We start from the raw sequence: 25,877 nt of genomic DNA on the forward strand, positions 1-25,877 counted from the left end.
CGGTGGCCGGCCGGGGGCCGGTGGCGCCGTTGGGCGGCCGGGAGCCGGGCGGGTTCCACGGTCCCGACGGTCGGGTAGGCCGGCCGCGACCGGCGGCGGGCCGGCCGGGACGACAGCGGCCGGCAATCGGTCGGGGTGGCGGGATTTGAACCCACGGCCTTCCGCTCCCAAAGCGGACGCGCTACCAAGCTGCGCCACACCCCGTCTGGTGCGACACGTAGGGTACATGCCCCCAGGCACCGGGGCCGTCCGATTGCCCGAGCGTCCGCGAAGGTCCGGCGCGCTCCGGAAGGGGTGTGCGGTGAAGGACGACGACCCGCTAAGATGCCTGCAGTGCCGCGGTCACCGACCTGCGGCGCGCGCCGCGCGGGCGTAGCTCAATGGTAGAGCCCTAGTCTTCCAAACTAGCTACGCGGGTTCGATTCCCGTCGCCCGCTCCGAGAGGCCTCCGGCCCGGTCCCTTCGCAGGGGCCGGGCCGGAGGCCTTTGTGCCGCAGGGCGCAGGGCGCAGGAGGGAGTCGACGCGGAGTCGACGCGGAGCGGTGGGGCCCCTCCCGCTCGGCGGAGCCGAGAGCGGGGGGAGCGACGGCAAGGCCGCAGACGCGCGTGCGGGACCCGCGTCCGGGGCGTGATCCCGCCGGCAGGCCCTAGAACTGGATGGAGTTCAGCGTCTCCGCTATCGAGTCCAGGAAGCGCTGGATGTCGTCGGCCATGCCGGTCGAGGCCAGGAAGAAGCCGAAGAGGACCGCGACGACCGCTGGGCCCCCCTTGAGTGACCCTCCTCGCAGCAGCACCACCAGGATGATCCCCAACAGCAGCACCACTGACAGTGAAATGGCCACAACTGATCACACCCTCGGTCGGTCCGCTCTCCCGGCCCGGGGGTCAGCCCTGCACACCCCCGCCAGAACCATCGTGCCACCAACCCGGCCCGGTCATGCGGCAGGTGACACATCATCCGGACGGATCCGGGTGCGAGCACTCCCCCGTACACGTGGACACACCCGCCCCTCACATCCCGTACAGAGATTCGACAGGGCACCCGCGCGAGGAATTCCGGGCACTTCGTTTCGATGTCCACACAACGCGTTCGCAGATATTTCGAATTGTCACGGGGCGCACACCGAAGGGGGCGTCACAGGGAGATCACAGGAATCCGTCAGGCTCCCGTGAACGCATTGGAGCGGACATTGCAGCGGAGTTGCCCACCGCGCTTATGGCCTGTTCAGTCCGGATGAGTCATGACAATCCGGGTGGCTCGGGAGCCGCTGCGGTGTGCGACCGCGCACGGCGGCGTGGGAACCGTCACGCGACCGGAGAGGCGGAGTTCCGCGAAATGCGGGGCACTCGCGAGGCACTCGGGACCCGAAATACGGGAATGACTTCGAAGGTTTTACGGAATCCCACCGGAACGCTAGGGTGCCTCAGATGTTCTACGCTGCCTCGTCCCCCACCAGAGCAGCGAGGTCCTGCGACGTCCCGCCGATTTCCTGGCGGGGGGCCGCATGACGAACTCGCTGCGACCGCACGGCGACCGGGAGACGCCGTCACCATCGGACCAGCAGACACCGGACCGGCAGTCACCGGACCGGCAGACACGGCCCAGCCGGCAGACCGGGCCGGGCCGACACCGCGACGCGTTCTTCGACAACGCCAAGTACCTGGCGATCGTGCTGGTCGGTGTAGGTCACGCCTGGGGACAGATCCTGGACGGGAACCGGACCGTGGAGACCCTGTACCGGGTCCTGTACACGTTCCACATGCCGGCCTTCATCATCATCTCCGGCTACTTCTCGCGCAGCTTCGATCTGAGCCCCAAGCGCGTCAAACGGCTGATCACCGGTGTCGCCGTCCCCTACGTCGTCTTCGAGGTCGCCTACGCGCTGCACCGCCGCGTCAGTGAGGACCCGGACAACGACATCAGTCTGCTGGACCCCACCTACCTGCTGTGGTTCCTGTGCGCGCTGTTCGTCTGGCGGCTGACCACGCCCATCTGGCAGACGATCCGCCGGCCGCTGCCGATCGCCCTGGGCATCGCCGCGCTGGCGTCCGTGACCCCCACCATCGGGAACGACCTGAACATGCAGCGGGTGCTGCAGTTCCTGCCGTGCTTCGTACTGGGCCTGCTGCTGCGCCCCGAGCACTTCCAGCTGGTGCGGCGCCGCTCGGTGCGGATGCTGTCCGTGCCGGTGGTCGCGGCGGCGGTGGCCGTCGCCTGGTGGTCGGTGCCGCGCATGGAGACCGGCTGGTTCTACCGCAACGCCGCCGTGCAGGACTCGGGCGCCCCCTGGTGGTCCGGTCCCGTCCTGACGCTCGCGCTCTTCGGCTGCTCACTGGTGCTGACCGCGTGCTTCTTCGCCTGGGTGCCGGGCCGGCGCATGTGGTTCACGGCGCTCGGCGCGGGCACGATCTACGGCTACCTGCTGCACGGGTTCCTGTCGAAGGAGGGCACCTTCGCGGGCTGGTTCCACGACCCCGCGTGGGGCAGGCCGCTCGGCGTGATCGTACTGACCGTCCTCGCGGCCGCCGTCATCACCCTGCTGTGCACGAAGCCCGTCCAGCGGGTCCTGCGGTGCGTGGTGGAGCCGAGGATGGACTGGGCCTTCAAGCGGGACCCCGGCGAGGCCGCCCGGGTCCGCGAGCGGCGGGAGGAGAACGAGGTGCGCGAGGCGCGGGCGACGAGCGGGGCCGGCGAGAAGGTTTCCGTCTAGGGCCGCCTGCCGCTGCGCGTCAGGCCGGCCCGACCAGGCCGAGGAGTGCGCGCATCCGCGTGTACTTCTCGGCCAGTCGTGCGCGGGTGGCGGCGTCGAGGACCGCGAGCCGGGCCGGATCGGCGTTGTGCGCCAGGTCCGCCTCCTTGACCAGTCGCGCCCCGGGCGTGTCGAGGATGCGCGCGGCGTACGCCTCGGGCGGCTCCCCGGCCCGCTTGGTGAGGGCGAGGACGATGTCCTTGGTACGGCGGCTCAGTGAGGCCTCCCGCAGCCACCGTTCGGACAGCGCGTCGTCCTCGACGGCGTCGTGCAGCCAGGCCGCCGCGATCTGCTCGTCGTCCCCGCCGCGCCGTCGTACCCCCTCGGCGACGGCCCGCAGGTGCTCGGTGTACGGCCGTCCCGCCTTGTCGGTCTGTCCCGCGTGGGCGGCACGGGCGGCGGCCTCCACGTCGGCGAGGGAGAGCCGCGGGACGGGCCCTGTGGCGGGCCCGGGGGTGAGCCGCGAAGCCGGCTGCGACGCCGGCTGCGAGGTGGTCTCAGAGGTGCGTGGCCGTGACGGGGTGGGGGACACGTGGTCCAGTGTGTCAGTCCGCCGACGCCGGGGACTGGGACGTCGGGCCCTCCCGGCAGATCAGCAGGAGCGCGCGGTCGTCGTTGACGTCCTTGGCCACCGCCTCGATCAGGTGCCAGGCGGCGCCGTGGAAGCCGCCCGCGACGTAACGGTCGGCCTCGCCGGTGAGGCGGTCGATGCCCTCGGTGATGTCGCGCTCGGAGGTCTCCACCAGGCCGTCCGTGAACAGCATCAACACGTCTCCGGGCCTCAGCGTGCCCTTCACCGGGTCGAACTGCGCCCCGTCGTACACACCCAGCAGCGGTCCCTCGGCCGACTTCTCCTCCCAGCGGCCGGTGCCCGCGCTGAGCTGGAGGCCCGGCGGGTGTCCGGCGGAGTACAGCTCGTAGTCGCCGGAGTCGAGTTCCAGGACGAGGTGGATGGAGGTGGCGAAGCCCTCGTCCCAGTCCTGGCGGAGCAGGTAGCCGTTGGCGGCCGGCAGGAACGCGTGCGGGGGCAGGCTGCCCAGCAGGCCGCCGAACGCGCCCGACAGCAGCAGGGCGCGCGAGCCCGCGTCCATGCCCTTGCCGGAGACGTCGGTGAGGACCACCTCCAGCGTCCGGCCGCCGTTGGTGCGCGCCGCGACGACGAAGTCGCCCGAGAAGGACTGTCCGCCGGCGGGGCGCAGCGCCATCTCACGGTGCCAGCCCGGCGGGAGACCCGGCAGCTTGCTCTGGACGCGGATGCGTTCGCGCAGGTCGAAGAGCATGGTGCCGCCGCGTCGCCAGGGCACGCCGACCCGGCTGCGGAACTGGGCGACCAGCAGCCCGAAGAAGCCGCAGGCCGCGACGACCAGGACCACGCCGGGGGTGACCCGGGAGGGGCCCTCCGTGTACGGGCCCAGCTGCACCGACTCCACGATCAGCGCCGTGGCCGCCGCCGCGTACAGGGCGAGCAGGCTGGCCGGGCGCAGCAGCAGGCCGCCCGCGACGATCGGCAGGACCAGCGCGGCGGGTGAACACCACACGGAGTTCGCCATCGTGGTGGCCGCGATGACGGGGATCATCAGCATCAGTCCGGCCAGGGCGATCCAGTCCGAGCCGTCACCGCGGAAGTAGTCGACGGCGGATCTGCGCATGCCTACGCGGGCCCGGTGCCACTGCTTCTTCCACCGGGCCGTGAACGTCTCGGCTTCCGCGCGCCGCTGTCGTCCTGCTGCCATTAGTTCGGGACCCTATCCATCGGACCGGGCACTTGGCACGGGAGGTCCTGCTTGTCCCCCGTCCGAGGCCCGACTTCACAGTGAACTTCACGAACGGCCGTCGCGCCGCAACCTGGCGGAAATTCCCTCGCCGACCCCCGGGGGCCCTGGTACGCATGGTCCATGGGCAATTGCGATGACGGTGGCGACCTGACGACCGAGCTGCGGGTACTGCGGCGGGACGAGTGGAAGACGTGGTACGGGACACTGGTCCGTGCCTTCAGCGGGGTCCCGGAGTCGGCCGAGGAGCTGGAGCTGTACGAGGCCCTGACCGAGGCCGACCGCTCGCTCGGCGTCTGGGAGGGCGAGGAGTGCGTCGGGACGGCGGGGGCGTTCGGTTTCCGGATGACCGTGCCGGGTGGTGCTCAGGTGCCCGCGGCGGGCGTGACGATGGTGGGCGTCGCCGCCACGCACCGGCGCCGGGGTGTGCTGACGTCGATGATGCGGCGGCAGTTGGACGACATACGCTCCTGGGGCGAGCCGCTGGCCGTGCTGACGGCCTCCGAACCGGCGATCTACGGCAGGTTCGGGTACGGCGCGGCGACCTTCCAGCTCAACGCGGAGATCGATACGGACCGGGTCCGTCTGTCGGTGCCGGACGGCACGGATGACGTACGGCTGCGGTACGCGGCGCCCGCGGACGTCCTCGACGCGTGCGAGGCGGTGTACGCGCGGCTGGTGCCGGGGCGGCCCGGGATGCTGGCCCGGCGGCCCGGCTGGGAGCGGGTGGGGCTGCTGGACCCGGCCGGTGAGCGGGAGGGGGCGTCGCCGTTGCAGTGCGTGGTCGCCCGGCGGGACGGCGAGGTCACCGGGTACGCGCGGTTCCGGGTACGGCCGGCGTGGGGGGCCGGGGGCCCCGAGGGCACGGTGGTCCTGGACGACCTGGCGGGGCTGGACCCGGCGACCGAGGCGGCACTGTGGCGCTTCCTGTGGGGCATCGACCTGACGACGACGCTGACCGTGCGCGGGCGGCCGGTCGACGAGGCGTGGCAGTACCAGGTGTCGGACATCCGGCGGTGCCGGCCGGGGCTGCGGGACGCGTTGTACGTACGGCTGGTGGACGTGGGTGCGGCGCTCGCGACGCGGACCTACCAGGCGCCGGTGGACGTCGTGTTCGCTGTCGAGGACGCCTTCTGCCCCTGGAACGCGGGGCGTTGGCGGCTGACCGGGGACGCGAAGGGGGCGTCCTGCGAGCGTACGTCCGACGCGGCGGATCTCGCTCTGTCCGTACGGGAGTTGGGGGCGGCGTACCTCGGCGGCGTGAGCCTGGCCTCGCTGGGCGCGGCCGGGCGGGTGCGGGAGGTGCGGCCGGGGACGCTGGCGGAGGCGTCCCTGGGGTTCGGGTCGGACGTCGCGCCGTGGCTGCCGCACGGGTTCTGACGGCCGTCGCCTACGTCCGCCCCCGCTGGCAGGCCGGGCACCAGAAGAGGTTGCGGGCGGCGAGGTCCGCGGTGCGGACGGTCTCGCCGCAGAGGTGGCAGGGCTGGTCGGCCCGGCGGTAGACGTAGACCTCGCCGCCGTGGTCGTCGACGCGGGGCGGGCGGCCCATGGCCTCGGGGGTGTGTTCGGGGCGGACGGTGTCGATGCGGTTGTTCCGGACGCCCTCGCGCATCAGTTCCGTGAGGTCCTGCCAGATCGCGTCCCATTCGGCGCGGGTGATGTCCCGGCCGGGGCGGTACGGGTCGATGCCGTGGCGGAAGAGGACCTCGGCGCGGTAGACGTTGCCGACGCCGGCGATGACCTTCTGGTCCATGAGCAGGGCGGCGATGGTGGTGCGGCTGCGGGAGACGCGGCGGTACGCGGCTTCGGGGTCGGCGTCCTGGCGCAGGGGGTCGGGGCCGAGGCGGTCGTGTATCGCCTGCTTCTCGGGGTCCGTGATCAGGGTGCAGGTGGTGGGGCCGCGGAGGTCGACGTAGGCCGTCTCGTTGAGGAGCCGGAGGCGGACGGTGTCCGTGGGGGGTGGTGCGGGGGTTTCCCCGAAGGTGACCTTGCCGAAGAGGCCGAGGTGGATGTGGATCCAGTCGGCGTCCCGGAAGCCGAGGAAGAGGTGCTTGCCGTGGGCCTCGGTGCGGGTGAGGGGGGTGCCGGTGAGGAGGGTGGCGGCGTCGGAGAACTTGCCCTGCGGGCTGGTGGCCCGCACGGGTGTGCCGGTGGCGAAGGCGGCGGCGTAGTCCTGGGCCAGTCTGTGGATCGTGTGGCCTTCCGGCACGGGGTGTCCTTCCTGCGTACTGCGCGCGCCCGCTCGCCCGCCCGGCGCGGAGGGCCGACCGGGAGGCGGGCTCGCCCCGGGGCTCCGGCCCGGACCACCGCGGGGACTGTGCGTCTGCTGCTCCGCGTGCGGGCCAGCGTCTGCTGCCCCGCGTGCGGGCCTTGCTGCCCTGTACGGGCGCCCTGCTGCCCCGTGCGGGCCGGGCGCCGGCCCCGCGCCCTTCCTGGGCACCCGGCACCGCACCCTCCCGGGACGCCGTCGCCAGGCCCTCGTGAGGGCCTGGCGTCGTCCGGGACAGGGGCCCGGACGACGCCGGGCGGCGGACTACTGCTGCGGGTGGTGGGGCGGGACGGGGGGAAGGTCGCCCGTCGTCTCGTAGGACGTGAGCATGTCGATGCGGCGGATGTGGCGCTCGTCGCCGGAGAACGGGGTGGCGAGGAAGGTCTCGACGAACTTCGTCGCCTCCTCCTGCGTGTGCATGCGGGCGCCGACCGCGACGACGTTGGCGTTGTTGTGCTGCCGGCCCAGCGACGCCGTCTCCTCGCTCCAGGCCAGCGCCGCGCGCACGCCCTTCACCTTGTTCGCCGCGATCTGCTCGCCGTTGCCGGAGCCGCCGATCACGATGCCGAGGGCGTCGGGGTCCGCGGCCGTCCGCTCGGCGGCGCGGAGGCAGAAGGGCGGGTAGTCGTCCTGGGCGTCGTAGATGTGCGGGCCGCAGTCGACGGGCTCGTGACCCGCCGCCTCGAGCCACTCGACGAGGTGGTTCTTGAGTTCGTAGCCCGCATGGTCGGAGCCGAGATACACGCGCATGGATCGAGTGTGACACGCCGGGCGCGGGGCAGCAGCGCCGGGTGTCGAGGTCTGGAGAAGAACGAGTGAAGCTGTAGAAGCTCAGGAAAAGCTCAGGTAACAATACGGAATCATAGGTTCCTGAATTCTTTCACCTCCGTTTCACTGGTCCGGCTCGTACACCCCTCGGTACGGGAACCTGCTCGACCGGCGCAAAGGAAGACCACCCCCATGACTTCGCAGCCGACTCTCACGAAGCCCGAGGACGGGACCGGAGGCCCCGGAGAACCCGGGTCCGGGCTCCAGGCCGGGCTCAAGAACCGCCATCTCTCCATGATCGCCATCGGCGGTGTCATCGGGGCCGGGCTGTTCGTGGGATCCAGTTCGGGAATCGCCACCGCCGGGCCCGGCATCCTTCTCTCGTACGCCCTCGTCGGCACGCTCGTGGTGCTGGTGATGCGGATGCTCGGGGAGATGTCCGCCGCCAACCCGACCTCGGGTTCCTTCTCCGCGCACGCCGACCGGGCGCTCGGACCCTGGGCCGGGTTCTCCATCGGCTGGCTGTACTGGTTCTTCTGGGTCGTCGTGCTGGCCGTGGAGGCGACCGCCGGGGCCAAGATCCTCGAAGGCTGGATACCGGCCGTGCCCCAGTGGGGCTGGGCGCTGATCGTGATGGTCGTGCTGACCGCCACCAACCTCGCCTCGGTCGGCTCCTACGGAGAGTTCGAGTTCTGGTTCGCCGGGATCAAGGTCGTCGCGATCGCCGCGTTCATCGTCGTCGGCGGGCTGGCCGTCTTCGGGGTGCTGCCCGGCGTCGACAGCGAGCAGGCGGGGCTGGCCAACCTGACGGAGCACGGCGGATTCCTCCCGAACGGGGCCGGGGCCATCCTCACCGGCGTGCTGCTCGTCGTCTTCTCCTTCATGGGCAGCGAGATCCCCACCCTGGCGGCCGGCGAGTCCGAGGACCCGCAGCGGGCCGTCACCAAGGCGACCAACAGCATCATCTGGCGTATCGCCGTCTTCTACCTCGGCTCGATCTTCGTCGTCGTCGCGCTGCTGCCCTGGGACGCGCAGTCGATCATCGACCAGGGTTCCTACGTGGCCGCCCTCGACTCGCTCGGCATCGCGAACGCCGGTCAGATCATGAACTTCATCGTGCTGACGTCCGTGCTGTCCTGCCTGAACTCCGGGCTCTACACGGCCTCCCGCATGGCCTTCTCGCTCGGTGAGCGCGGTGACGCGCCGAAGGCGTTCGCCCGGACCACCCGGCGCGGTGTGCCGCGGACGGCGATCCTCGTCTCCGTGGTGTTCGGATTCGTCGCCGTCTTCTTCAACTACGAGTTCCCCGACTCCGTCTTCCTCTTCCTCGTCAACTCCTCCGGCGCCGTGGCCCTCTTCGTCTGGCTGGTGATCTGCTTCTCGCAGCTGCGGATGCGGAAGATCATCCAGGCGGAGGCGCCGGAGAAGCTGGTGGTGCGGATGTGGCTGTTCCCGTACCTGACCTGGGCGGCCGCCGCCGTGATCGTCTTCGTGCTCGGCTACATGCTGACCGACACCGAGCACAACGGGCGCACCACCGTGCTGCTGTCGCTGCTCGTCGCGGCGCTCGTCCTCGCCGTCGCCTTCGCCAAGCAGCGGGTCACCGCGCGGAAGGCCGCCGCCGGGAAGGACTGACGGCCGCCGGACGCGAGAAAGAGGCTCGCCGGAACGCTGCTGCGATCCGGCGAGCCTCTTCGTGGGACTACCGCCCCACCGGCGCGGTGCTACCGCTTGCCGACCAGCTTCCAGGCGGTCGGCAGTACGCCCATCGCCAGGGCGGCCTTCAGCGCGTCACCGATCAGGAACGGGGTGAGGCCGGCCGCGATCGCGGCGGTGAGGGACATGTCGGCGGCGAGGGCGAGGTACGGGACGCCGACGGCGTAGATGACCGCCTCGCCGAGCAGCATCGTGCCGGCCGTGCGCAGCACCGAGCGGTCGGCGCCGCGGCGGGCCAGGGCGCCCACGACGGTGACGGCGAGCAGCATGCCGAAGACGTAGCCCAGCGACGGGGCGCCGGTGCCGGAGCCGCCCTCCGCGAACCACGGCACGCCCGCCATGCCGACCAGTGCGTACAGGGCGAGCGAGAGCAGGCCGCGGCGGGCGCCGAGCGAGGTGCCGACGAGCAGCGCGGCGAAGGTCTGGCCGGTCACCGGCACCGGGGAGCCGGGGACGGGCACCGCGATCTGGGCCGCGAGGCCGGTGAGTACGGCACCGCCGGCCACGAGCACGGCGTCCCGGACTCGGGAGGCGGGGATGAGGTCGGCGAGGACCTGCCCGGAGCGGTGGGCGGGGACGGCAGCGGTGCTCATGGGGACTCCGCGGTGGTGTGGACATGTCGGGACACCGCGACGCTATCCCAGCGGGTCGGGCCCGATCACCAGCAGCGCTCGACAAAGGCTCGATCGGCGGCTTGGTGGGCTCCCGACAAAGGAGACCGGCTGCACGCGGTCCCGGGTGACACCGGTCACCGCGGCGGGGAGGCGAGCGTCACCCGGAAGCGGAGTGCCGCATTCGGACGGTCACGTTCCGTACCGGGAGCGTCCGTATCGTGGGCAACCGGTGTCGCCGACCGGCGCGAGACCGGAGACTGTGGGCGTTTTTGCCCTGCCCCCCGTCCCCCCACGCATTGGACGAGCCGCTCCATGTCCAACAGCACCACCACCGGTACGCCGCCGCAGTCGGACGACGCCTCCCTCTCCCACGGCCTCAAGCAGCGCCATCTGTCGATGATCGCCCTCGGCGGGGTGATCGGCGCCGGGCTGTTCGTCGGCTCAGGGGCCGGCATCGCCGCCGCCGGGCCGTCGATCGTCGTCGCCTACGCCCTCTCCGGCCTCCTCGTGATGCTGGTGATGCGGATGCTGGGCGAGATGTCGGCCGCGTATCCGTCGTCGGGTTCGTTCTCCGCGCACGCCGAGCGGGCGATCGGCCCCTGGGCCGGCTTCACCGCGGGCTGGGCGTTCTGGGTGCTGCTGTGCACGGCCGTCGGGCTGGAGGGCATCGGCGCCGCGGCGATCGTCCACGGCTGGCTGCCGGGCACGCCCGAGTGGGTGTGGGTGGCGCTGTTCATGGTGGTGTTCTGCGGGACGAACCTGGCGGCCGTGAAGAACTTCGGCGAGTTCGAGTTCTGGTTCGCCGCCCTCAAGGTCGGCGCGATCTCGCTGTTCCTGGTGCTCGGCGTGCTGGCGGTCGCCGGCGTCCTGCCGGGCACCGACTCCCCCGGCACCTCGCACCTGAGCGACTTCCTGCCGAACGGCGGCAACGGTCTGATCATCGGCCTGCTCGCCTCGGTGTTCGCGTACGGCGGCCTGGAGACGGTGACCATCGCGGCGGCCGAGTCGGAGAACCCGGTCAAGGGCGTCGCGAGCGCCGTGCGGACGGCGATGTGGCGGATCGCGCTGTTCTACATCGGCTCGATGGCGGTCATCGTCACCCTGGTCCCCTGGGACTCCCCGGAGGTCGTCGAGAAGGGCCCGTACGTCGCCGCCCTCGACGAGCTGGGCATCCCGGGCGCCGGTCAGCTGATGAACGTCGTCGTGCTGGTCGCGCTGCTCAGCGCGATGAACGCCAACATCTACGGCGCCTCGCGCATCGGCTACTCGCTGGTCGAGCGGGGGCAGGGCCCGAAGGCGCTGGGCCGGGTGTCGGGCGGGGTGCCGCGGATCGCGGTGCTCGTCTCCTCCCTCTTCGGCTTCGGCTGCGTACTGCTCAGCTACTGGCGGCCGGACGACGTCTTCTCCTGGCTGCTGAACATGATCGGCGCGGTCATCCTGGTCGTCTGGGTCTTCATCGCCGTCTCCCAGCTGCGGCTGCGGCGCCGGCTGGAGCGGGAGGCGCCCGAGAAGCTGGTCGTGCGCATGTGGGGCTTCCCGTGGCTGACCTGGGTGGCCCTGGCGGGCATGGCCACGGTGTTCGTCCTGATGGCCCGCGAGCCGGACACCCGGGTGCAGCTGTACTCGACGGGCGGGATGACGCTGGCCCTGGCCGCCGTCGGCTACGCCCGTCAGCGGCGCCGGGCGCGCGGCTAGCCGCCACCGGGAGCACCGGCCGCCACCCGGAGCATCCCGAGGGCCCCCGCACGGAGACGGATCCGTGCGGGGGCCCTTTCGCGTGCCCCGGCGCGCCCCTCCGCCCCTCGGGCCTTCGCGGCCCTCTTGCTGCTAGCGTGCAGTTGCAAGCCTTTTGCAATAAGAGGTCGGAGGGGATCCGCCATGTCCGTCTACACGCTTCCTGAACTGCCGTACGACTACTCCGCGCTGGCCCCCGTGATCAGCCCCGAGATCATCGAGCTGCACCACGACAAGCACCACGCGGCCTACGTGAAGGGCGCCAACGACACGCTGGAGCAGCTCGCCGAGGCGCGGGACAAGGAGTCGTGGGGCGCGGTCAACGGCCTGGAGAAGAACCTGGCCTTCCACCTCTCCGGGCACATCCTGCACTCGATCTACTGGCACAACATGACCGGCGACGGTGGCGGCGAGCCGCTGGAGGCGGACGGCACGGGCGAGCTGGCCGACGCGATCGCCGAGTCGTTCGGCTCCTTCGCCGGCTTCAAGGCGCAGCTCACCAAGGCCGCCGCGACCACGCAGGGCTCCGGCTGGGGCGTGCTGGCGTACGAGCCGCTGAGCGGCCGTCTGATCGTCGAGCAGGTCTACGACCACCAGGGCAACGTCGGTCAGGGTTCCACCCCGATCCTGGTCTTCGACGCCTGGGAGCACGCCTTCTACCTCCAGTACAGGAACCAGAAGGTCGACTTCATCGACGCCATGTGGGCCGTCGTCGACTGGCAGGACGTGGCGAAGCGGTACGAGGCCGCGAAGTCCCGTGCGAACACGCTGCTGCTGGCGCCCTGAGTCCCCGGTACGTCCTGCCTCGTGATCGTCTTCTCACCCTTCACGGCGGCAGGCGGAAGAAGAGAAGCCCCCGCGAGGACGTGACTCGCGGGGGCTTTTCCGTGTACGCACAGGGGCGTCACGGCTCGCGAGGACGGCACGGTGCCGCTCTCGCCGCAGCCGTCCTGCGCCGCCTCGTGGGCGCGCCGAGCCCGTCCCACCGGCGCGCGGGCCCGCCCCGCGCGCCGTACGGGCTTCTGTTCCCCCGGTCTCCCCCGGCCCCGCGTCTGGCGCGGCGCGCGGGCCGCGCGCTGTACTGCCGTCCCGGCCCCACGGGTACTGCGGAGGTTGCGATGAGGAAGAGCCTGGCCTGCCCCACCTGCGGGGGGATGCAGGACTTCCGCCCGCTCGACGACGCCGAGAGGGCGGCGGTGCGGGAGCAGCTGAAGATCCCGTACGTGCACGACTACTGGCGCTGCGACGTCGCCGGGTGCCTGCGGTTCCAGCGCTGGGACAAGCAGCGCGCCGGCGGCCTGCTCCCGGAGAGGTTCCGGAGGCAGGCCGCCGACGGGGAGAAGTGACCCTGGGGCCTCTGGGGCCCCCGGCCGCTACAGGTTGCTGAAGTCCGGGCCCTTGGTGCGGGTGCGCTTGATCTCGTAGAACCCGGGGACCGAGGCGACCGCGAGGGTGCCGTCCCAGAGCTTGGCGGCGTCCTCGCCCTTGGGGGCCGGGGTGACGACCGGGCCGAAGAAGGCGAGCTGCTCGCCGTCGGCGCCGGGGACGGCGATGACCGGGGTGCCGACCTCCTGGCCGACCTTGTCGATGCCCTCCTTGTGGGAGGCGCGCAGCTGGGGCTCGTACGGGGTGGAGTCCCAGTGGTCCATGAGGGACTCGGGCAGGCCGACGTCCTTCAGGGCGGCGGCGACCGTCTCCTTCTCCGGGCCCTCGCCCTGGTTGTGGAAGCGGGTGCCGAGCGCCGTGTAGAGGTCGCCGAGGACCTCGGGGCCGTGCTCCTCCTGTGCGGCGATGACGACGCGGACCGGGCCCCAGGCCTTGGTCCGGAGCATCTCGCGGTACTCCTCGGGCAGCTCGTCGATCTTGTCCTCGTTCAGGACGGCGAGGCTCATCACGTGCCAGCGGACCTCGATGTCCCGGACCTTCTCCACCTCCAGGACCCAGCGGGAGGTCATCCAGGCCCAGGGGCACAGCGGGTCGAACCAGAAGTCGACGGGCGTCTTGACCGACATGTCTCTCCTCGATGGGGCGGCAGGGCCGAGCGTTTCTCCAGGGAACCGACCGGACGCCCCGGCCATTCCCGGCCCGCCCCGCCTGTCCCGGCCCGCCCCGGGCGCGTTCCCCGATCCACCCCGACCGATTCCCGGCCGTTCCCGGCTGCCGTGCGTCAGGGGCACATGGCAGGATCGGTGCTGTCCGCATGCTGAACACCACCCGAGGGAGTGCCGCCCGTGCCCGGTGAGAATCTGTCCCGCGACGAGGCCCGGGAGCGGGCCGCCCTGCTGTCCGTCGACGGGTACGACGTGTCCCTCGACGTGCGTTCGGCCACCGGTGAGGCGGAGGGCGACGGTCCGCGCACCTTCCGGTCCGTCACCACGATCCGCTTCCGCTGCAACGAGCCCGGCGCGAGCAGCTTCGCCGACCTGATCGCACCGAGCGTCACCGCGGTCTCCCTCAACGGCCGCGACCTCGACCCGAGCGAGGTCTTCGACGGCTCCCGCATCGCCCTGGAGGACCTGGCCGCCGAGAACGAGCTGGTCGTCGACGCCCGGTGCGCCTACTCCCGCACCGGTGAGGGCCTGCACCGCTTCGTCGACCCGGAGGACGGCGAGGTGTACCTGTACACCCAGTACGAGCCGGCCGACGCCCGCCGGGTCTTCGCGGGCTTCGAGCAGCCGGACCTCAAGGCGCCCTTCCGCTTCGAGGTGCGGGCGCCCGAGGAGTGGACGGTGTGGTCCAACGGCGCGGGTGAACGCGCCGACGGGGTGTGGCGGTTCGCGGAGACCAAGCCGATCTCGACGTACATCACGTGCGTGGTCGCGGGTCCGTACCACTACGTGACGGACTCCTACGAGCGGGTGTTCGAGGACGGCACGCGGCTGGAGATCCCGCTCGGCGCGATGTGCCGCAAGGGGCTCGCCCCGCACTTCGACGCCGACGACGTCTTCCTGGTCACCAAGCAGGGCCTGGACTTCTTCCACGACCACTTCGACTACCCGTACCCGTTCGGGAAGTACGACCAGGCGTTCGTGCCCGAGTACAACCTCGGCGCGATGGAGAACCCGGGACTGGTCACCTTCCGGGAGGAGTTCATCTTCCGGGGCAAGGTGACGCAGGCCTCCTACGAGGGCCGCGCCAACGTCGTCCTGCACGAGATGGCGCACATGTGGTTCGGCGACCTGGTCACCATGGAGTGGTGGGACGACCTGTGGCTGAAGGAGTCGTTCGCCGACTTCATGGGCGCCTTCTCGCTGGTCGGCGCGACCCGCTTCACCGACGGCTGGATCACCTTCGCCAACCGCCGCAAGGCGTGGGCCTACCGCGCGGACCAGCTGCCGTCCACCCACCCGGTCACCGCCGACATCCGCGACCTCCAGGACGCCAAGCTCAACTTCGACGGCATCACGTACGCCAAGGGCGCCTCGGTGCTCAAGCAGCTGGTGGCGTACGTCGGCCAGGACGCCTTCCTGGAGGGCGCCCGGCGCTACTTCAAGCGGCACGCGTACGGCAACACGCGCCTCGGCGACCTGCTGTCCGTGCTGGAGGAGACCAGCGGGCGGGACATGGCGGCCTGGGCGCGGTCCTGGCTCCAGACGGCGGGCGTCAACTCGCTGACCCCGCAGGTGCTGCTGAGCACCGAGGGCCGCGTCGACGAGCTCGCGGTGGTGCAGGAGGCCGCGGAGTCCCACCCCGAGCTGCGCCCGCACCGGGTGGCGGTCGGCCTGTACCGGCGTACGGCCGAGGGCGCCCTGGAGCGGTACGCCCGCGCCGAGGTGGACGTCGACGGGCCGCGCACGGTGGTGGCGGAGCTGGCCGGCGCCGAGGCGCCCGAGCTGGTCCTCGTCAACGACGACGACCTGACGTACTGCAAGACCCGCTTCGACGAGACCTCGCTGGCGACGCTGCGCGAGCACCTGGGCGCCCTGACCGACCCGCTGGCCCGCGCCCTGTGCTGGTCGGCGCTGTGGAACATGACCCGGGACGCGCTGCTGCCGGCCCGGGACTTCGCCGGCCTGGTGATGCGCTTCGCCGGGCGCGAGTCCGACATCGGCGTCCTCCAGATGCTGCACGCCTGGGCGAACTCGGCGCTGACGCACTACGTGGCCCCCCAGTGGCGGGAGGCCGGCGGCCGGCTGCTCGGCGAGGGCGCCCTGCGGGAGCTGCGGGACGCGGTGCCGGGCAGCGAGCAGCAGCTGGCGTGGGCGCGGTTCTTCGCGGCGGTGGCCTCCAGCGAGGCGGAACTGAGGCTGCTGCGGGGGCTCCTGGAGGGCACGGAGAAGATCGACGGTCTGGACGTGGACCAGGAGCTGCGCTGGACGTTCCTGGAGCCGCTCGCCGCGCACGGCGAGGCCGACGAGGGCGTCCTGGCCGCCGAGCTGGCCCGGGACGACACGGCCTCCGGCAAGCGCCACCAGGTGCGCTGCCTGGCGGCCCGCCCGTCGGCGGCGGTGAAGGCACAGGCCTGGGCGCAGGTCGTGGAGTCGGACGCGCTGTCGAACGCGCTGGTGGAGGCGACCATCGCGGGCTTCGCGCAGGCCTCGCAGCGGGAGCTGATCGCCCCGTACGCCGAGAAGTACTTCGCGGCGATCGAGCGGGTGTGGGACGAGCGGTCCATCCAGATCGGGATGGACGTGGTGCGGGGGCTGTTCCCGTCCCTGCGGGACTCCCAGGACACCCTGGAGGCGACGGACGCGTGGCTGTCCGCGCACGAGGGGGCCGCGCCCGCGCTGCGCCGGCTGGTGCTGGAGGCGCGGGACGACCTGGCGCGGGCACTGCGGGGTCAGGCGTGCGACGCGGCTGCCGGACGCTGAACCCCCGATCTCTGGCCAACGATTGAGCGTTCCGTCATCGTTACGGAATTCGGGCAACAGCAGCCGTAACCCCTGGCCCGCACCGAGCGGACCAGGGGTTTTCGGCATCCGAACACCCGTCCTTTAGGGCGGTCCTGTCCGGATTTGTCGATGAGCTTGTAACAGCGGTTAAAGAGCGGGTCGGACACGGGAAAGTCCCGGTCATGACGCACAACACCCCGCTCTCCCCTCGCATCCTCCACCACCTGGCCGACAGCCGGCGCCGGCTGATGACGGCGGCGCAGCTGCGGGCGCACGGTGTCCTGGCCGCCGAGACCAACGAGCAGTGCCGGCCCGGCGGGCCCTGGCAGCAGATCCTCCCCAACGTCGTCCTGCTCCACCCGGGCCCGCCGACCAGCGAGGAGCGTCTGCACGCGGTGCTGCTGTACGCGGCACGGGAGCGGACCGGCGGCGTGAACGGCGGTGCGGCCGCCGGCGTCACCGCCTCGGTGCCGGTCCAGCCGGGCGGGGAGGAGAGGCCGCCCGCCCCGGCCTACGCGGAGGCGATGATCACGGGACTGGCCGCGCTGACGCTGCACGGCTTCTCCGCCACGCCCCCGCTGCCGTCCCTGGACGTCATCGACGTCCTGGTCCCGAGGCTGCGCCGGCTGCGGACGACGGGCTGCGCGCGGATCGTCCGCACGACCGCGCTGCCCACCCCCGTGCAGGTCACGGGCGTTCCGGTGGCCCCGGTGGCGCGGGCCCTGGCCGACGCGGTGGCGGAGCCGGCGGACGCGGGCGTCGTCCGCCGGCTGCTGACGGAGGCGGTGCGCGGCGGGCACTGCGAACCGGCGGCGGTGGTGCGGGAACTGAACCGGGCCCGGCTGCTGAGCCGCCCGCACGTGGTGGACGCGGTGGACTCGCTGGCCGCCGAGGGGCGGGCGCTGGCCGAGCAGCGCCTGTACCGGATGGTGCGCGAGCACGGCCTGCCGGAACCGGTCTGGAACGTCGGCCTGGCCCTGCCCGGCGGCCCCCACCTCGGCGGCGTGGACGCCTTCTGGCCCGAGCACGCGGTGGCGCTGGAGCTGGACACCCGCGCCCACCGGCAGCAGGACGACGACGCGCTGTGGGCGGAGCACGCGCGCAAGCGGGAGCACCTGGAACGGCTGGGCATCACGGTCGTGCACCTCACGCCGCGCAAGCTGCGGGACTGCCCGGAGCATCAGGCGACCGTCGTCCGCACGGCGCTGATGGCGGCCGGGGACCGGGAACCCGCCGCGTATGTCGTGGTGTTGCCCCGGTAGTGACGGACCGGGACGACACCAGGAGGGGAGAGGAGGGGCCGCCGCGGTGCCGGGGCCCCTCCTCGTGCGTGGCGCGTCCGCTCGTGCGCGGCGCGTCTACTCGGGGCAGAACTCCGCCTGGATCACCGCCTCGCCGTCGCCCGACCAGTCGCCGTTGAAGTTGAAGGCGAGCGCGTGCCGGCCGTCCCCGGTCGTCACCGCGTTCGACAGGGAGCCGTGGATGCCGCCGGCATGGCCCCAGACGGTCACTCCGCAGTCGAGTTCGCGCTTGATCAGGCCGAGGCCGTAGTCGGCACCCGGTTCCGCGGGCACCGTGGTGGTCATCTCGGCCAGTTGCTCGGCGGGCAGCAGCCTGCCGCGGAACAGGGCGGTGTAGAAGCGGTTCAGGTCGGCGGAGCTGGAGATCATCTCGCCCGCCGGGCCGGCGATGGAGGGGTTGAGCCGCGTGACGTCGTACGTGCGGCCGGTGACCGCCCCGTCCAGCTTGGAGTACGCGCGGCTGCTGGGCTCCGGCAGGCCGGTCCGGGTGCCCGGGACCGACGTGGCACGCAGCTTCAGCGGCTCGATGACGCGGCGGCGCACTTCGTCGCCGTACGGTCGGCCGGTGACCTCCTCGATCACCATGCCGGCCAGGAGGTAGTTGGTGTTGGAGTAGTTCCAGTCGGCGCCGGGGGCGAAGTCCGGTTCGTGGGTCATGGCGATCGCGACCAGCTGTCGCGGTGTCACCGTGTCGTAGCGGTGCTCGAGGAAGCCGTCCTTGGTGAAGTAGGCGCGGGCGAAGTCCTCGTCGGCCGTGACGTTGAAGATCCCGCTGGTGTGGTTGAGGAGTTGGCGCAAGGTGATGCGGCTGCCGTCGTGGCCGTTGCCTTCGACCACGCCCGGCAGCCACTTGTCCACCGTGTCGTCCAGCGAGAGCCGGCCCTCGGCCTCCAGCTGGAGCAGGACGGTGGCGACGAAGGTCTTGGTGATGCTGCCGACCCGGTAGCGGTCCCGCTCCGAGCGCGGTTCGCCGGTCCTGAGGTCGCCCACGCCGGCGGTCTCGGACCATGTGCGGTGGCCGTCCCGGGCGGTCGCGGTCACGCCGGGCACGCCGTCCGCTACCGCGGCTTCCATGGCGCGGCGGGTGGCGTCGTGGCCTCCGGTGCCGGGCGCCGCCACGGCCGGGGCGGCCAGCGCCACCGACAGTGCCACGGCGGTGGCCGCCACCAGGCTGGTCCGTACGCGAGCGGTCATGTCTTCCCCCATCGTCTGCGTCGTCTGCGTCGTCTGCGTCATCTGCGTCGTCTGCGTTCGCTGCGTTGCTCGGTCGGCGAGAGGGACCGGACCGGCGGCGGGAAGGTTGCCGCGCCCTCGGGCGGTTGAGCGCGTTTCAGCCTTCCTCGCTCCGAAGGCGTCCCGCCCGTCCCGACGGCGGTCTCTCCCGCCACAGCCGCAGTCCGATGTCGACCATCGGCACCCGGGTCAGCCCCGGGACGGCGGTCAGGTCCTGCCAGGCCGCCAGGTCCGTGGAGCCACCGATCTCGAACCGCAGGTCACCGCCGGTGACCCGGACCTCGTAGACGAGCTGTACGCCGTGGTGGTCGACGGTTCGCCGCAGGAGACCTCCGAGCCCGGCGCGGCTCGGGCGGGTGACGCGGTGGGAGCCGACGCCGAGCAGGGCGGTGGGCTCGACGCGGTAGCCGGTCTCCTCCCCGACCTCGCGCACGACGGTGTCGTGGGGGTCCTCGCCGTGCTCCATGCCGCCGCCCGGCAGCACCCACTCGGGGACCCCGCCGGGCCCCGGTGACCGGGCGAGCAGGATCCGTCCGTCACGGACGCATATGGCGTAGGCCGCCACCCTCAGCTTTCGGCGCACTCCGGGACGTTAACCCGCCGGGCGCGGGCCGGGGTGCGGCTCACAGGATTGTCACAGCCCGCCCCTTGTGTCCCCGATGGCGTATGGCGGAAGTACGCCATGGCTCCATCCCGTCCCGGACAACTCTCCCCAAACAGTGAACCCTTGCGTAAAGCTGAGCGGTCGTCCGGGATCGGATTCCGGACTGCTTCGGCCAGGACCGATCGGCCCCGGTCGTTGTCGCACGTTCCTTCACCTACAAGGGATGCCGATGACCCACAGCCCCCAGCGCGAACCGATAACGGGCGCGAGACGCGCGGCCCGCCTTGCCGTGGCCACCGGCCTCGTCGCCGCGCTCTGCGCGGCCGGGCCGATACCCGCGGCCTTCGCCGCCGACGGTCCCGGAACCGCGCCCCCCGTCGACGCCTCCGTCGACGGGGGCGTCAAGTCCGCGCCCGACAAGCTCGGTTCGGACGACGCGGACCTGCTCGCCGAGGCGAAGGCCGACGGCACGAAGAACGTCACGATGATGGTCGCCACCGCGCCGGGCGAGACCGAGCAGGTGGCGAAGGAGCTGGACGCGGTCGGCGGCGGCTCCGTCGGCCGGACCTACGACGAACTCGGCTACGTCCGCGCCACCGTGCCCACCGCCGAGGCGGACTCGGCCATCGCCGCCGCCGTGAAGCTCTCCTCCGTGCACGGCATCGACCTGCGCGACGAGATCCCGCTGGACGACCCGACGCCGGGCGCGGACCGGGCGAAGGGCGGCGAGCACCACAAGGGCCGCTCCTACCCCGCGCCGGACCGCCGCACCCCCGCCGAGAACCCGTACAACCCGTCCTTCGAGACGGGCGCCGTCGACTTCGTGAAGAAGCACCCGAAGGCGGACGGCCGCGGCGTCACCATCGGCATCCTCGACTCGGGCGTCGACCTCGCCCACCCGGCGCTGCAGAAGACCACCACCGGCGAGCGCAAGATCGTCGACTGGGTCACCGCGACCGACCCGGTCGTCGACGGCGACCGGACCTGGCGCCCGATGACCACCTCCGTCTCCGGACCCACCTTCACCTACGGCGGGCGGACATGGACGGCGCCGGCCGGTTCCTACCGGGTCAGCACCTTCCTGGAGTCGTACACCACCGGTGGTGACGCCGGGGGCGACGCCAACCGGGACGGCGACACCATCGACTCCTGGGGCGTCCTCTACGACGCGGCGGCCGGCACGGTCCGCGTCGACCTGAACAGCAACCACGACTTCGCCGACGACACCCCGATGAAGCCGTACAAGGACGGCTTCCAGATCGGGTACTTCGGCACCGACGACCCGAAGACGGACGTGGCCGAGCGCCAGCCGTTCGTCGTCGAGATCCGTAAGGACGTCGTCTACAACGGGGCGGGCGCGAAGGCCGACTTCGTCAACATCGGCGTCATCGAGGGCTCGCACGGCTCGCACGTGGCCGGCCTCGCCGCCGCCAACGGCCTGTTCGGCGGCCGGATGGACGGCGCCGCGCCCGGCGCGAAGATCGTCTCGTCGCGCGCCTGCACCTGGAGCGGCGGCTGCACCAACGTCGCGCTCACCGAGGGCATGTTCGACCTCGTCGTCAACCGGGGCGTCGACATCGTCAACATGTCGATCGGCGGCCTCCCCGCGCTCAACGACGGCAACAACGCCCGCGCCGAGCTGTACACGCGGCTCATCGACACCTACGGCGTCCAGCTGGTGATCTCCGCGGGCAACTCCGGCCCCGGCGCCAACACCATCGGCGACCCGTCGCTCGCCGACAAGGTGATCTCGGTCGGCGCGTCCGTCTCCCGCGAGACCTGGGCCGCCAACTACGGCTCCGCGGTGAAGACCAAGTACGCGATGATGCCGTTCTCCTCGCGCGGCCCCCGTGAGGACGGCGGCTTCACGCCGACACTCACCGCGCCCGGCGCCGCCGTCAACACCATCCAGACCTGGATGCCCGGCGCCCCGGTCCCGGAGGCGGGCTACGACCTCCCCGCCGGCTACGGCATGCTCCAGGGCACCTCGATGGCGTCCCCGCAGGCCGCCGGCGCCTCCGCGCTGCTGCTGTCCGCCGCGAAGCAGGCCGGCATCGACCTCACCCCGGCCAAGCTGCGCACGGCCCTGACCTCCACCGCCGACCACATCAAGGGCGTGCAGGCGTACGAGGAGGGCGCGGGCCTCATCAACATCCCCGACGCCTGGCGCGCGATCCGCAAGGGCGCCACCGCCCACGAGTACACGGTCAAGGCGCCGGTGGACACCGCGATCGACCAGCTCCTGGAGACCCCGGGGTACGGCACCGGCCTCTACGACCGCGAGGGCGGCCTGAAGGCCGGCGAGCGCAAGACGTACGACATCACGCTCACCCGTACGTCCGGCGCGGACCGCGCGATCCGGCACGAGCTGCACTTCGAGAACAACACCGACCGCACCTTCCGGATCGTCGGCTCCGACGAGGTGAAGCTGCCGCTGAACGAGCCGGTGACCGTCAAGGTGCAGGCGAAGCCGCGCTCCGAGGGCATCAAGAGCGCGATCCTCGAGGTCGACGACCCGCGCACCGAGGGCACCGACAAGCTGGTCCTGACCACGGTCGTGGCCTCGGCCCCGCTGGAGTACGACTTCTCCGCGAAGGGCTCCGTGCAGCGCAACGACACCGAGTCGTACTTCGTGACCGTCCCCGAGGGCGCCAAGACGCTGGAGGTGGCGATGAGCGGGCTGAAGGACGGGAGCCAGACCCGGTTCGTCGCCCTCCACCCGTACGGCGTCCCGGTCGACAACACCTCCACGCCGTACTGCTACAACAACTACCTCGACGGCAACGGCTGCCGGCCCGACGTGCGCGCGTACGCCGACCCGCAGCCCGGCGTCTGGGAGATCGAGGTCGAGTCGCGGCGCACCTCGCCGCTGCTGGACAACCCGTACGAGCTGGACGTCACCGTCCTCGGCGCGGTGTTCGACCCGGAGGTCGTGACCGTGCCCGAGGCCAAGGCCGGCACCCCGGCCGACGCCTCCTGGAAGGTGACGAACCGGTACGGCCCGATCGACGGCAAGCTGGTCGGCGGCCCGCTCGGCTCGGCCGAGACGTCCCGCCCGTCGATCGCGCAGGGTGAGACGAAGAGGTCCACGGTAGAGGTGCCCGAGGGCGCCGAGTCGCTGGACGTCGTCATCGGGGGCGTCTCCGACGCGGCCGCCGACCTGGACCTGACGGTCTACGACAAGGACGGCAACGTCGTCGGCCAGTCCGCCGACGGCGACTCGGAGGAGTCGGTCTCCGTGCCGAAGCCGGCCGCCGGCGCCTACACCGTCGAGGTCGTGGGCTACGCGGTGCCGTCGGGCAGCACGGAGTACGACTACCGGGACGTGTACTTCGCCGCGTCCCTCGGCTCGGTCACCGTGGACGGCTCGGCGCCGGTGAAGCTCGGCACGGGCGACTCGGCGACGGTCTCCGGCAGCGTCACGGCGCTGGCCGCCGCGCCTGAAGGACGTGAGTTCTTCGGGCAGGTCCAGCTGGTGAACGCCCACGGCACGGCCGCGGGCCTGGGCAGCGTTCGGATCGGGACGGTCGTGCCGTAGTCCGGTGCGGCACGCATCGGGGGCGGGCGCTCCGCGGGGCGCCCGCCCCTTCCGCGTGCCGGCGTCAGTCGCAGGTGCGGGTGCGGGCCTCGGGCAGGGACGCGGTGATCCAGGCGCGTTCGGCGGCGATGGCCTCCTCGCCGGTGATCACGGCGTCCGGGCTGTCGCCGTCCAGCGGGATGCCGATCAGCGCGCGGTCGCCCACGGCGAGCCGGGCGGTGGTGTCGTCCAGGACGAACGTGATCCGCTCGCCCGTCTTCCCCGGCCGCTCCCGCGGCTTGTGGGAGCGGGTCACGTCCAGGGTGATCCGGTGCTGCCGGGCCCCCGGCACCGGTTCGGAGCCGGTCACCTTGCCCTCGGCCACCAGACGGGCGCAGGCGAGGTAGCGGGGGCTGCCGAAGGCGACGCCGCCGGCCTCGGCGGAGTCCGCCCGCCGGTCGCTCGCCTCGGCACTGCCGCTCGCCGTGTCGTCGGAGGTCCCGCTTCCGCCCTGGACCACCAGCCATCCGAGGCCCGTCACCACCGTGGCGGCGCAGGCCGCCGCGAGGGCACCGAAGGCGGGGGCGAGCGGACGGCGCCGGGGGCGGCGAGCGGGCTCGCCCACCGGGGAGGTCCCGGGGCCGGGTGGCGGTTCGCTCAGCGACCGGCCGATGATCCCCAGCTGCTCCCGCAGCAGCGCCACGTCGGCCGCCGCCGACCGGTACTCGGCGTCGGCGCCGGCGTCCGCCCCGGGCGGCAGCGGCTCGCCCGTGAGCGCGGCCATCAGCGCGTCCTGCCCACCGGGATGCTGTTCGGCGGCCATCTCACACCACCTCGTCCTCGTGCAGGCGGGCCCGCAGCGCCCGCACCGCCGTGTGCAGCCTGCTCTTGACCGTGCCCTCGGGGATGCCGAGCTCCTCGGCGATGCCGCGCACCGGCAGGTCGGCGTAGAAGCGCAGGACGAGGACCTGGCGCTGGGCGTCGGGCAGCTCGTCCAGGCCCTGCGCGACGGCGAGGGAGATCACGCTGGTGTCCTCCCCGGAGGGCTGCTCCGCCTGGCGCAGGGCGGCGAGGCGTTCACCGAGCCGGTCCTGGCGGCGCCTGGCCCGGTGCCAGTCCATGGCCAGGTTGGAGGCGACGACCGCCGCCCACGCGGACACGTCGCGCGGCGCCTCGCGTCCGCTCGCCGTCCGCTCCAGCAGCCGCAGCCGGACCTGCTGCACCCCGTCCGGCAGGTCCGCCTGCGGCACTCCGCCGAGCGCGAGCACCGCCCGCACCCTGCGCTCCTGGGCCGCGTCCAGGGGATCGTCGAGTACGGCGTCCCCCTGGCCGCGGCGGGCCTTCCTGCGCAGCACAGCCACCCCTCCCCCAGGCCCGAGGGCCCGGCCGCGTTTCCCCTATGACGCCGGCGGGGCCGGAAACGTTCGCCCGGCCGGCCGCGCTCCGGCACGAGGCGCGCGAGGCGTGCGTCACATCGTCGTGTGAGGGGGGAAGGGATGGGCAGGGGCCGGAACAGCACAGCTTGCGGCGCGGGGCCCGGCGGAGGTGAATTTCTGCAGTTCAGCACGGGTTTCCGCCGAAGGACCGCGCCTGCTGTCCGAGCCGCCGCGTCCCAGGGTGCGGGCACGGGGCGCAAAGAATTGGACAGGCGGGCCGGGCTTCGCCCCATGATGGAAAAGTCTCGGCCGAGCAACGCGCGCGTGAAGACACGCGCACAGACGGAGAAGGAGTCACCGTGAGGGTCGGAATCGTCGGAGCCACCGGTCAGGTCGGCACGGTCATGCGCAGGATCCTCACGGAACGGAACTTCCCGGTCACCGAGCTGCGCCTGTTCGCCTCCGCCCGCAGCGCCGGCAAGGAGCTGGAGGGCGTGACGGTGGAGGACGCGGCCACCGCCGACTACTCCGGCCTGGACATCGTGCTGTTCTCCGCGGGCGGCGCCACGTCCAAGGCGCTGGCCGAGAAGGTCGCCTCCCAGGGACCGGTCGTGATCGACAACTCCTCCGCCTGGCGCCGTGACCCCGAGGTCCCGCTGGTCGTGTCCGAGGTGAACCCGCACGCGATCGCCGACCGCCCCAAGGGCATCATCGCCAACCCGAACTGCACGACGATGGCCGCGATGCCGGTCCTGCGGCCGCTGCACGCGGAGGCGGGCCTTCAGGCGCTGGTCGTCGCCACCTACCAGGCGGTGTCCGGTTCCGGCGTGGCCGGCGTGGACGAGCTGTTCGAGCAGGTCCAGAAGGTCGGCGCGGATGCGCCGGGGCTCGCCCACGACGGTTCGGCGGTGGAGTTCCCGAAGCCGGAGAAGTACGTGGCGCCGATCGCGTACAACGTGCTTCCGCTGGCCGGCTCCATCGTGGACGACGGCCTGCACGAGACGGACGAGGAGCAGAAGCTCCGCCACGAGTCCCGCAAGATCCTGGAGGTCCCGGAGCTGAAGGTCTCCGGCACCTGCGTGCGCGTGCCCGTCTTCAGCGGCCACTCCCTCCAGATCAACGCCCGCTTCGCCCGCCCGATCAGCGTGGAGCGCGCCAAGGAGCTGCTGGCCGGTGCCCCCGGCGTCGCGCTCACCGAGGTGCCGACCCCGCTGGAGGCGGCCGGTCAGGACCCGTCGTACGTGGGCCGTATCCGCCAGGACGAGACCGTGGACAACGGCCTCGCCCTGTTCGTCTCCAACGACAACCTGCGCAAGGGCGCGGCCCTGAACGCGGTGCAGATCGCGGAGCTGGTGGCGGCGGAGCTGAAGGGCTAGGCCCCCGGGGCCGGC

General features: G+C 72.2%; 21 protein-coding genes and 2 tRNA genes. 11 read left to right on the plus strand and 12 right to left on the minus strand.

Translation table 11 applies throughout. From position 1 onward, the window contains the following. Nucleotides 1-130: 130 nt before the first annotated feature. A tRNA-Pro gene (locus tag ACZ7G3_RS05980) sits at nt 131-204 on the minus strand. Nucleotides 205-366: 162 nt separating this feature from the next. On the opposite strand from ACZ7G3_RS05980, the gene ACZ7G3_RS05985 reads away from it, so the two are divergent. Further along, nucleotides 367-437, plus strand: a tRNA-Gly gene (locus ACZ7G3_RS05985). Nucleotides 438-647: 210 nt separating this feature from the next. Here the strand turns inward: ACZ7G3_RS05985 and ACZ7G3_RS05990 are convergent. After that, on the minus strand, nt 648-842 hold the full coding sequence (locus ACZ7G3_RS05990; protein WP_426517176.1) for a hypothetical protein: 195 nt from the start codon (nt 840-842) through the stop codon (nt 648-650). Nucleotides 843-1,505: 663 nt separating this feature from the next. Between ACZ7G3_RS05990 and ACZ7G3_RS05995 the strand changes: the two genes are divergently transcribed. Continuing rightward, on the plus strand, nt 1,506-2,711 hold the full coding sequence (locus tag ACZ7G3_RS05995; protein ID WP_470923489.1) for an acyltransferase family protein: 1,206 nt from the start codon (nt 1,506-1,508) through the stop codon (nt 2,709-2,711). Between the two features lie 19 nt (nt 2,712-2,730). Here ACZ7G3_RS05995 and ACZ7G3_RS06000 read toward each other — a convergent pair whose 3' ends face one another. Together ACZ7G3_RS06000 and ACZ7G3_RS06005 are read right to left on the minus strand one after the other, a co-directional pair. After that, a complete protein-coding gene (locus tag ACZ7G3_RS06000) occupies nt 2,731-3,159 on the minus strand; it encodes an HD domain-containing protein (RefSeq protein ID WP_426600558.1) in 429 nt (142 codons plus the stop codon). A 136-nt stretch (nt 3,160-3,295) separates the two neighbouring features. Beyond that, nucleotides 3,296-4,483 carry a PP2C family protein-serine/threonine phosphatase gene (locus tag ACZ7G3_RS06005; protein ID WP_470923490.1) on the minus strand — a complete coding sequence of 396 codons (1,188 nt, stop codon included), beginning with the start codon at nt 4,481-4,483 and terminating at the stop codon, nt 3,296-3,298. 162 nt (nt 4,484-4,645) lie between these two features. On the opposite strand from ACZ7G3_RS06005, the gene ACZ7G3_RS06010 reads away from it, so the two are divergent. Continuing rightward, entirely contained in the window at nt 4,646-5,902 is a 1,257-nt protein-coding gene (locus tag ACZ7G3_RS06010) for a GNAT family N-acetyltransferase (RefSeq protein ID WP_470923492.1), read from the plus strand. A gap of 10 nt (nt 5,903-5,912) precedes the next feature. Here the strand turns inward: ACZ7G3_RS06010 and ACZ7G3_RS06015 are convergent, their stop codons facing one another. After that, complete coding sequence (locus ACZ7G3_RS06015; RefSeq protein WP_470923493.1) at nt 5,913-6,731, minus strand: Fpg/Nei family DNA glycosylase; 819 nt, start codon at nt 6,729-6,731, stop codon at nt 5,913-5,915. A gap of 324 nt (nt 6,732-7,055) precedes the next feature. Beyond that, complete coding sequence (locus ACZ7G3_RS06020) at nt 7,056-7,541, minus strand: ribose-5-phosphate isomerase (RefSeq protein WP_426600498.1); 486 nt, start codon at nt 7,539-7,541, stop codon at nt 7,056-7,058. Between the two features lie 210 nt (nt 7,542-7,751). On the opposite strand from ACZ7G3_RS06020, the gene ACZ7G3_RS06025 reads away from it, so the two are divergent. Beyond that, nucleotides 7,752-9,194: an amino acid permease gene (locus ACZ7G3_RS06025; protein WP_470923495.1), complete on the plus strand. Its 1,443-nt coding sequence runs from the start codon at nt 7,752-7,754 to the stop codon at nt 9,192-9,194. 89 nt (nt 9,195-9,283) lie between these two features. Here ACZ7G3_RS06025 and ACZ7G3_RS06030 read toward each other — a convergent pair whose 3' ends face one another. Next, nucleotides 9,284-9,868, minus strand: coding sequence for a biotin transporter BioY (locus tag ACZ7G3_RS06030; RefSeq protein WP_426517162.1), 585 nt, complete (start codon nt 9,866-9,868; stop codon nt 9,284-9,286). Between the two features lie 333 nt (nt 9,869-10,201). On the opposite strand from ACZ7G3_RS06030, the gene ACZ7G3_RS06035 reads away from it, so the two are divergent. From ACZ7G3_RS06035 to ACZ7G3_RS06045, 3 genes are all read left to right on the plus strand, one after another. Further along, on the plus strand, nt 10,202-11,584 hold the full coding sequence (locus ACZ7G3_RS06035) for an amino acid permease (RefSeq protein WP_426600501.1): 1,383 nt from the start codon (nt 10,202-10,204) through the stop codon (nt 11,582-11,584). Between the two features lie 183 nt (nt 11,585-11,767). Further along, the gene (locus ACZ7G3_RS06040) at nt 11,768-12,409 is read left to right on the plus strand and encodes a superoxide dismutase (protein WP_426554529.1); all 642 of its coding nucleotides are present in this window, start codon (nt 11,768-11,770) and stop codon (nt 12,407-12,409) included. A 332-nt stretch (nt 12,410-12,741) separates the two neighbouring features. Further along, nucleotides 12,742-12,969, plus strand: a complete 228-nt coding sequence (locus tag ACZ7G3_RS06045; RefSeq protein WP_426517152.1) for a hypothetical protein — start codon at nt 12,742-12,744, stop codon at nt 12,967-12,969. A 27-nt stretch (nt 12,970-12,996) separates the two neighbouring features. Here the strand turns inward: ACZ7G3_RS06045 and ACZ7G3_RS06050 are convergent, their stop codons facing one another. After that, entirely contained in the window at nt 12,997-13,635 is a 639-nt protein-coding gene (locus ACZ7G3_RS06050; RefSeq protein WP_470923498.1) for a mycothiol-dependent nitroreductase Rv2466c family protein, read from the minus strand. A 219-nt stretch (nt 13,636-13,854) separates the two neighbouring features. Between ACZ7G3_RS06050 and pepN the strand changes: the two genes are divergently transcribed. Further along, the gene (gene pepN / locus ACZ7G3_RS06055; protein WP_470923500.1) at nt 13,855-16,434 is read left to right on the plus strand and encodes an aminopeptidase N; all 2,580 of its coding nucleotides are present in this window, start codon (nt 13,855-13,857) and stop codon (nt 16,432-16,434) included. Between the two features lie 203 nt (nt 16,435-16,637). Beyond that, nucleotides 16,638-17,717 carry a hypothetical protein gene (locus ACZ7G3_RS06060; RefSeq protein WP_470923502.1) on the plus strand — a complete coding sequence of 360 codons (1,080 nt, stop codon included), beginning with the start codon at nt 16,638-16,640 and terminating at the stop codon, nt 17,715-17,717. 96 nt (nt 17,718-17,813) lie between these two features. On the opposite strand, the gene ACZ7G3_RS06065 is transcribed toward ACZ7G3_RS06060, so the two are convergent. Beyond that, nucleotides 17,814-18,950, minus strand: a complete 1,137-nt coding sequence (locus tag ACZ7G3_RS06065) for a serine hydrolase domain-containing protein (RefSeq protein WP_470923503.1) — start codon at nt 18,948-18,950, stop codon at nt 17,814-17,816. A 136-nt stretch (nt 18,951-19,086) separates the two neighbouring features. After that, entirely contained in the window at nt 19,087-19,572 is a 486-nt protein-coding gene (locus tag ACZ7G3_RS06070) for an NUDIX hydrolase (RefSeq protein ID WP_470923505.1), read from the minus strand. Nucleotides 19,573-19,822: 250 nt separating this feature from the next. On the opposite strand from ACZ7G3_RS06070, the gene ACZ7G3_RS06075 reads away from it, so the two are divergent. Continuing rightward, entirely contained in the window at nt 19,823-23,131 is a 3,309-nt protein-coding gene (locus ACZ7G3_RS06075) for a S8 family serine peptidase (RefSeq protein WP_470923507.1), read from the plus strand. A gap of 64 nt (nt 23,132-23,195) precedes the next feature. Here the strand turns inward: ACZ7G3_RS06075 and ACZ7G3_RS06080 are convergent, their stop codons facing one another. Together ACZ7G3_RS06080 and ACZ7G3_RS06085 are read right to left on the minus strand one after the other, a co-directional pair. Then, nucleotides 23,196-23,933, minus strand: a complete 738-nt coding sequence (locus ACZ7G3_RS06080; RefSeq protein ID WP_470923509.1) for a hypothetical protein — start codon at nt 23,931-23,933, stop codon at nt 23,196-23,198. A gap of 1 nt (nt 23,934) precedes the next feature. Next, entirely contained in the window at nt 23,935-24,471 is a 537-nt protein-coding gene (locus ACZ7G3_RS06085) for an RNA polymerase sigma factor (protein ID WP_426600510.1), read from the minus strand. A 374-nt stretch (nt 24,472-24,845) separates the two neighbouring features. On the opposite strand from ACZ7G3_RS06085, the gene ACZ7G3_RS06090 reads away from it, so the two are divergent. Continuing rightward, nucleotides 24,846-25,862: an aspartate-semialdehyde dehydrogenase gene (locus ACZ7G3_RS06090; RefSeq protein WP_470923511.1), complete on the plus strand. Its 1,017-nt coding sequence runs from the start codon at nt 24,846-24,848 to the stop codon at nt 25,860-25,862. Nucleotides 25,863-25,877: the final 15 nt, after the last annotated feature.

This window comes from Streptomyces sp. NPDC037271 (assembly GCF_055603605.1).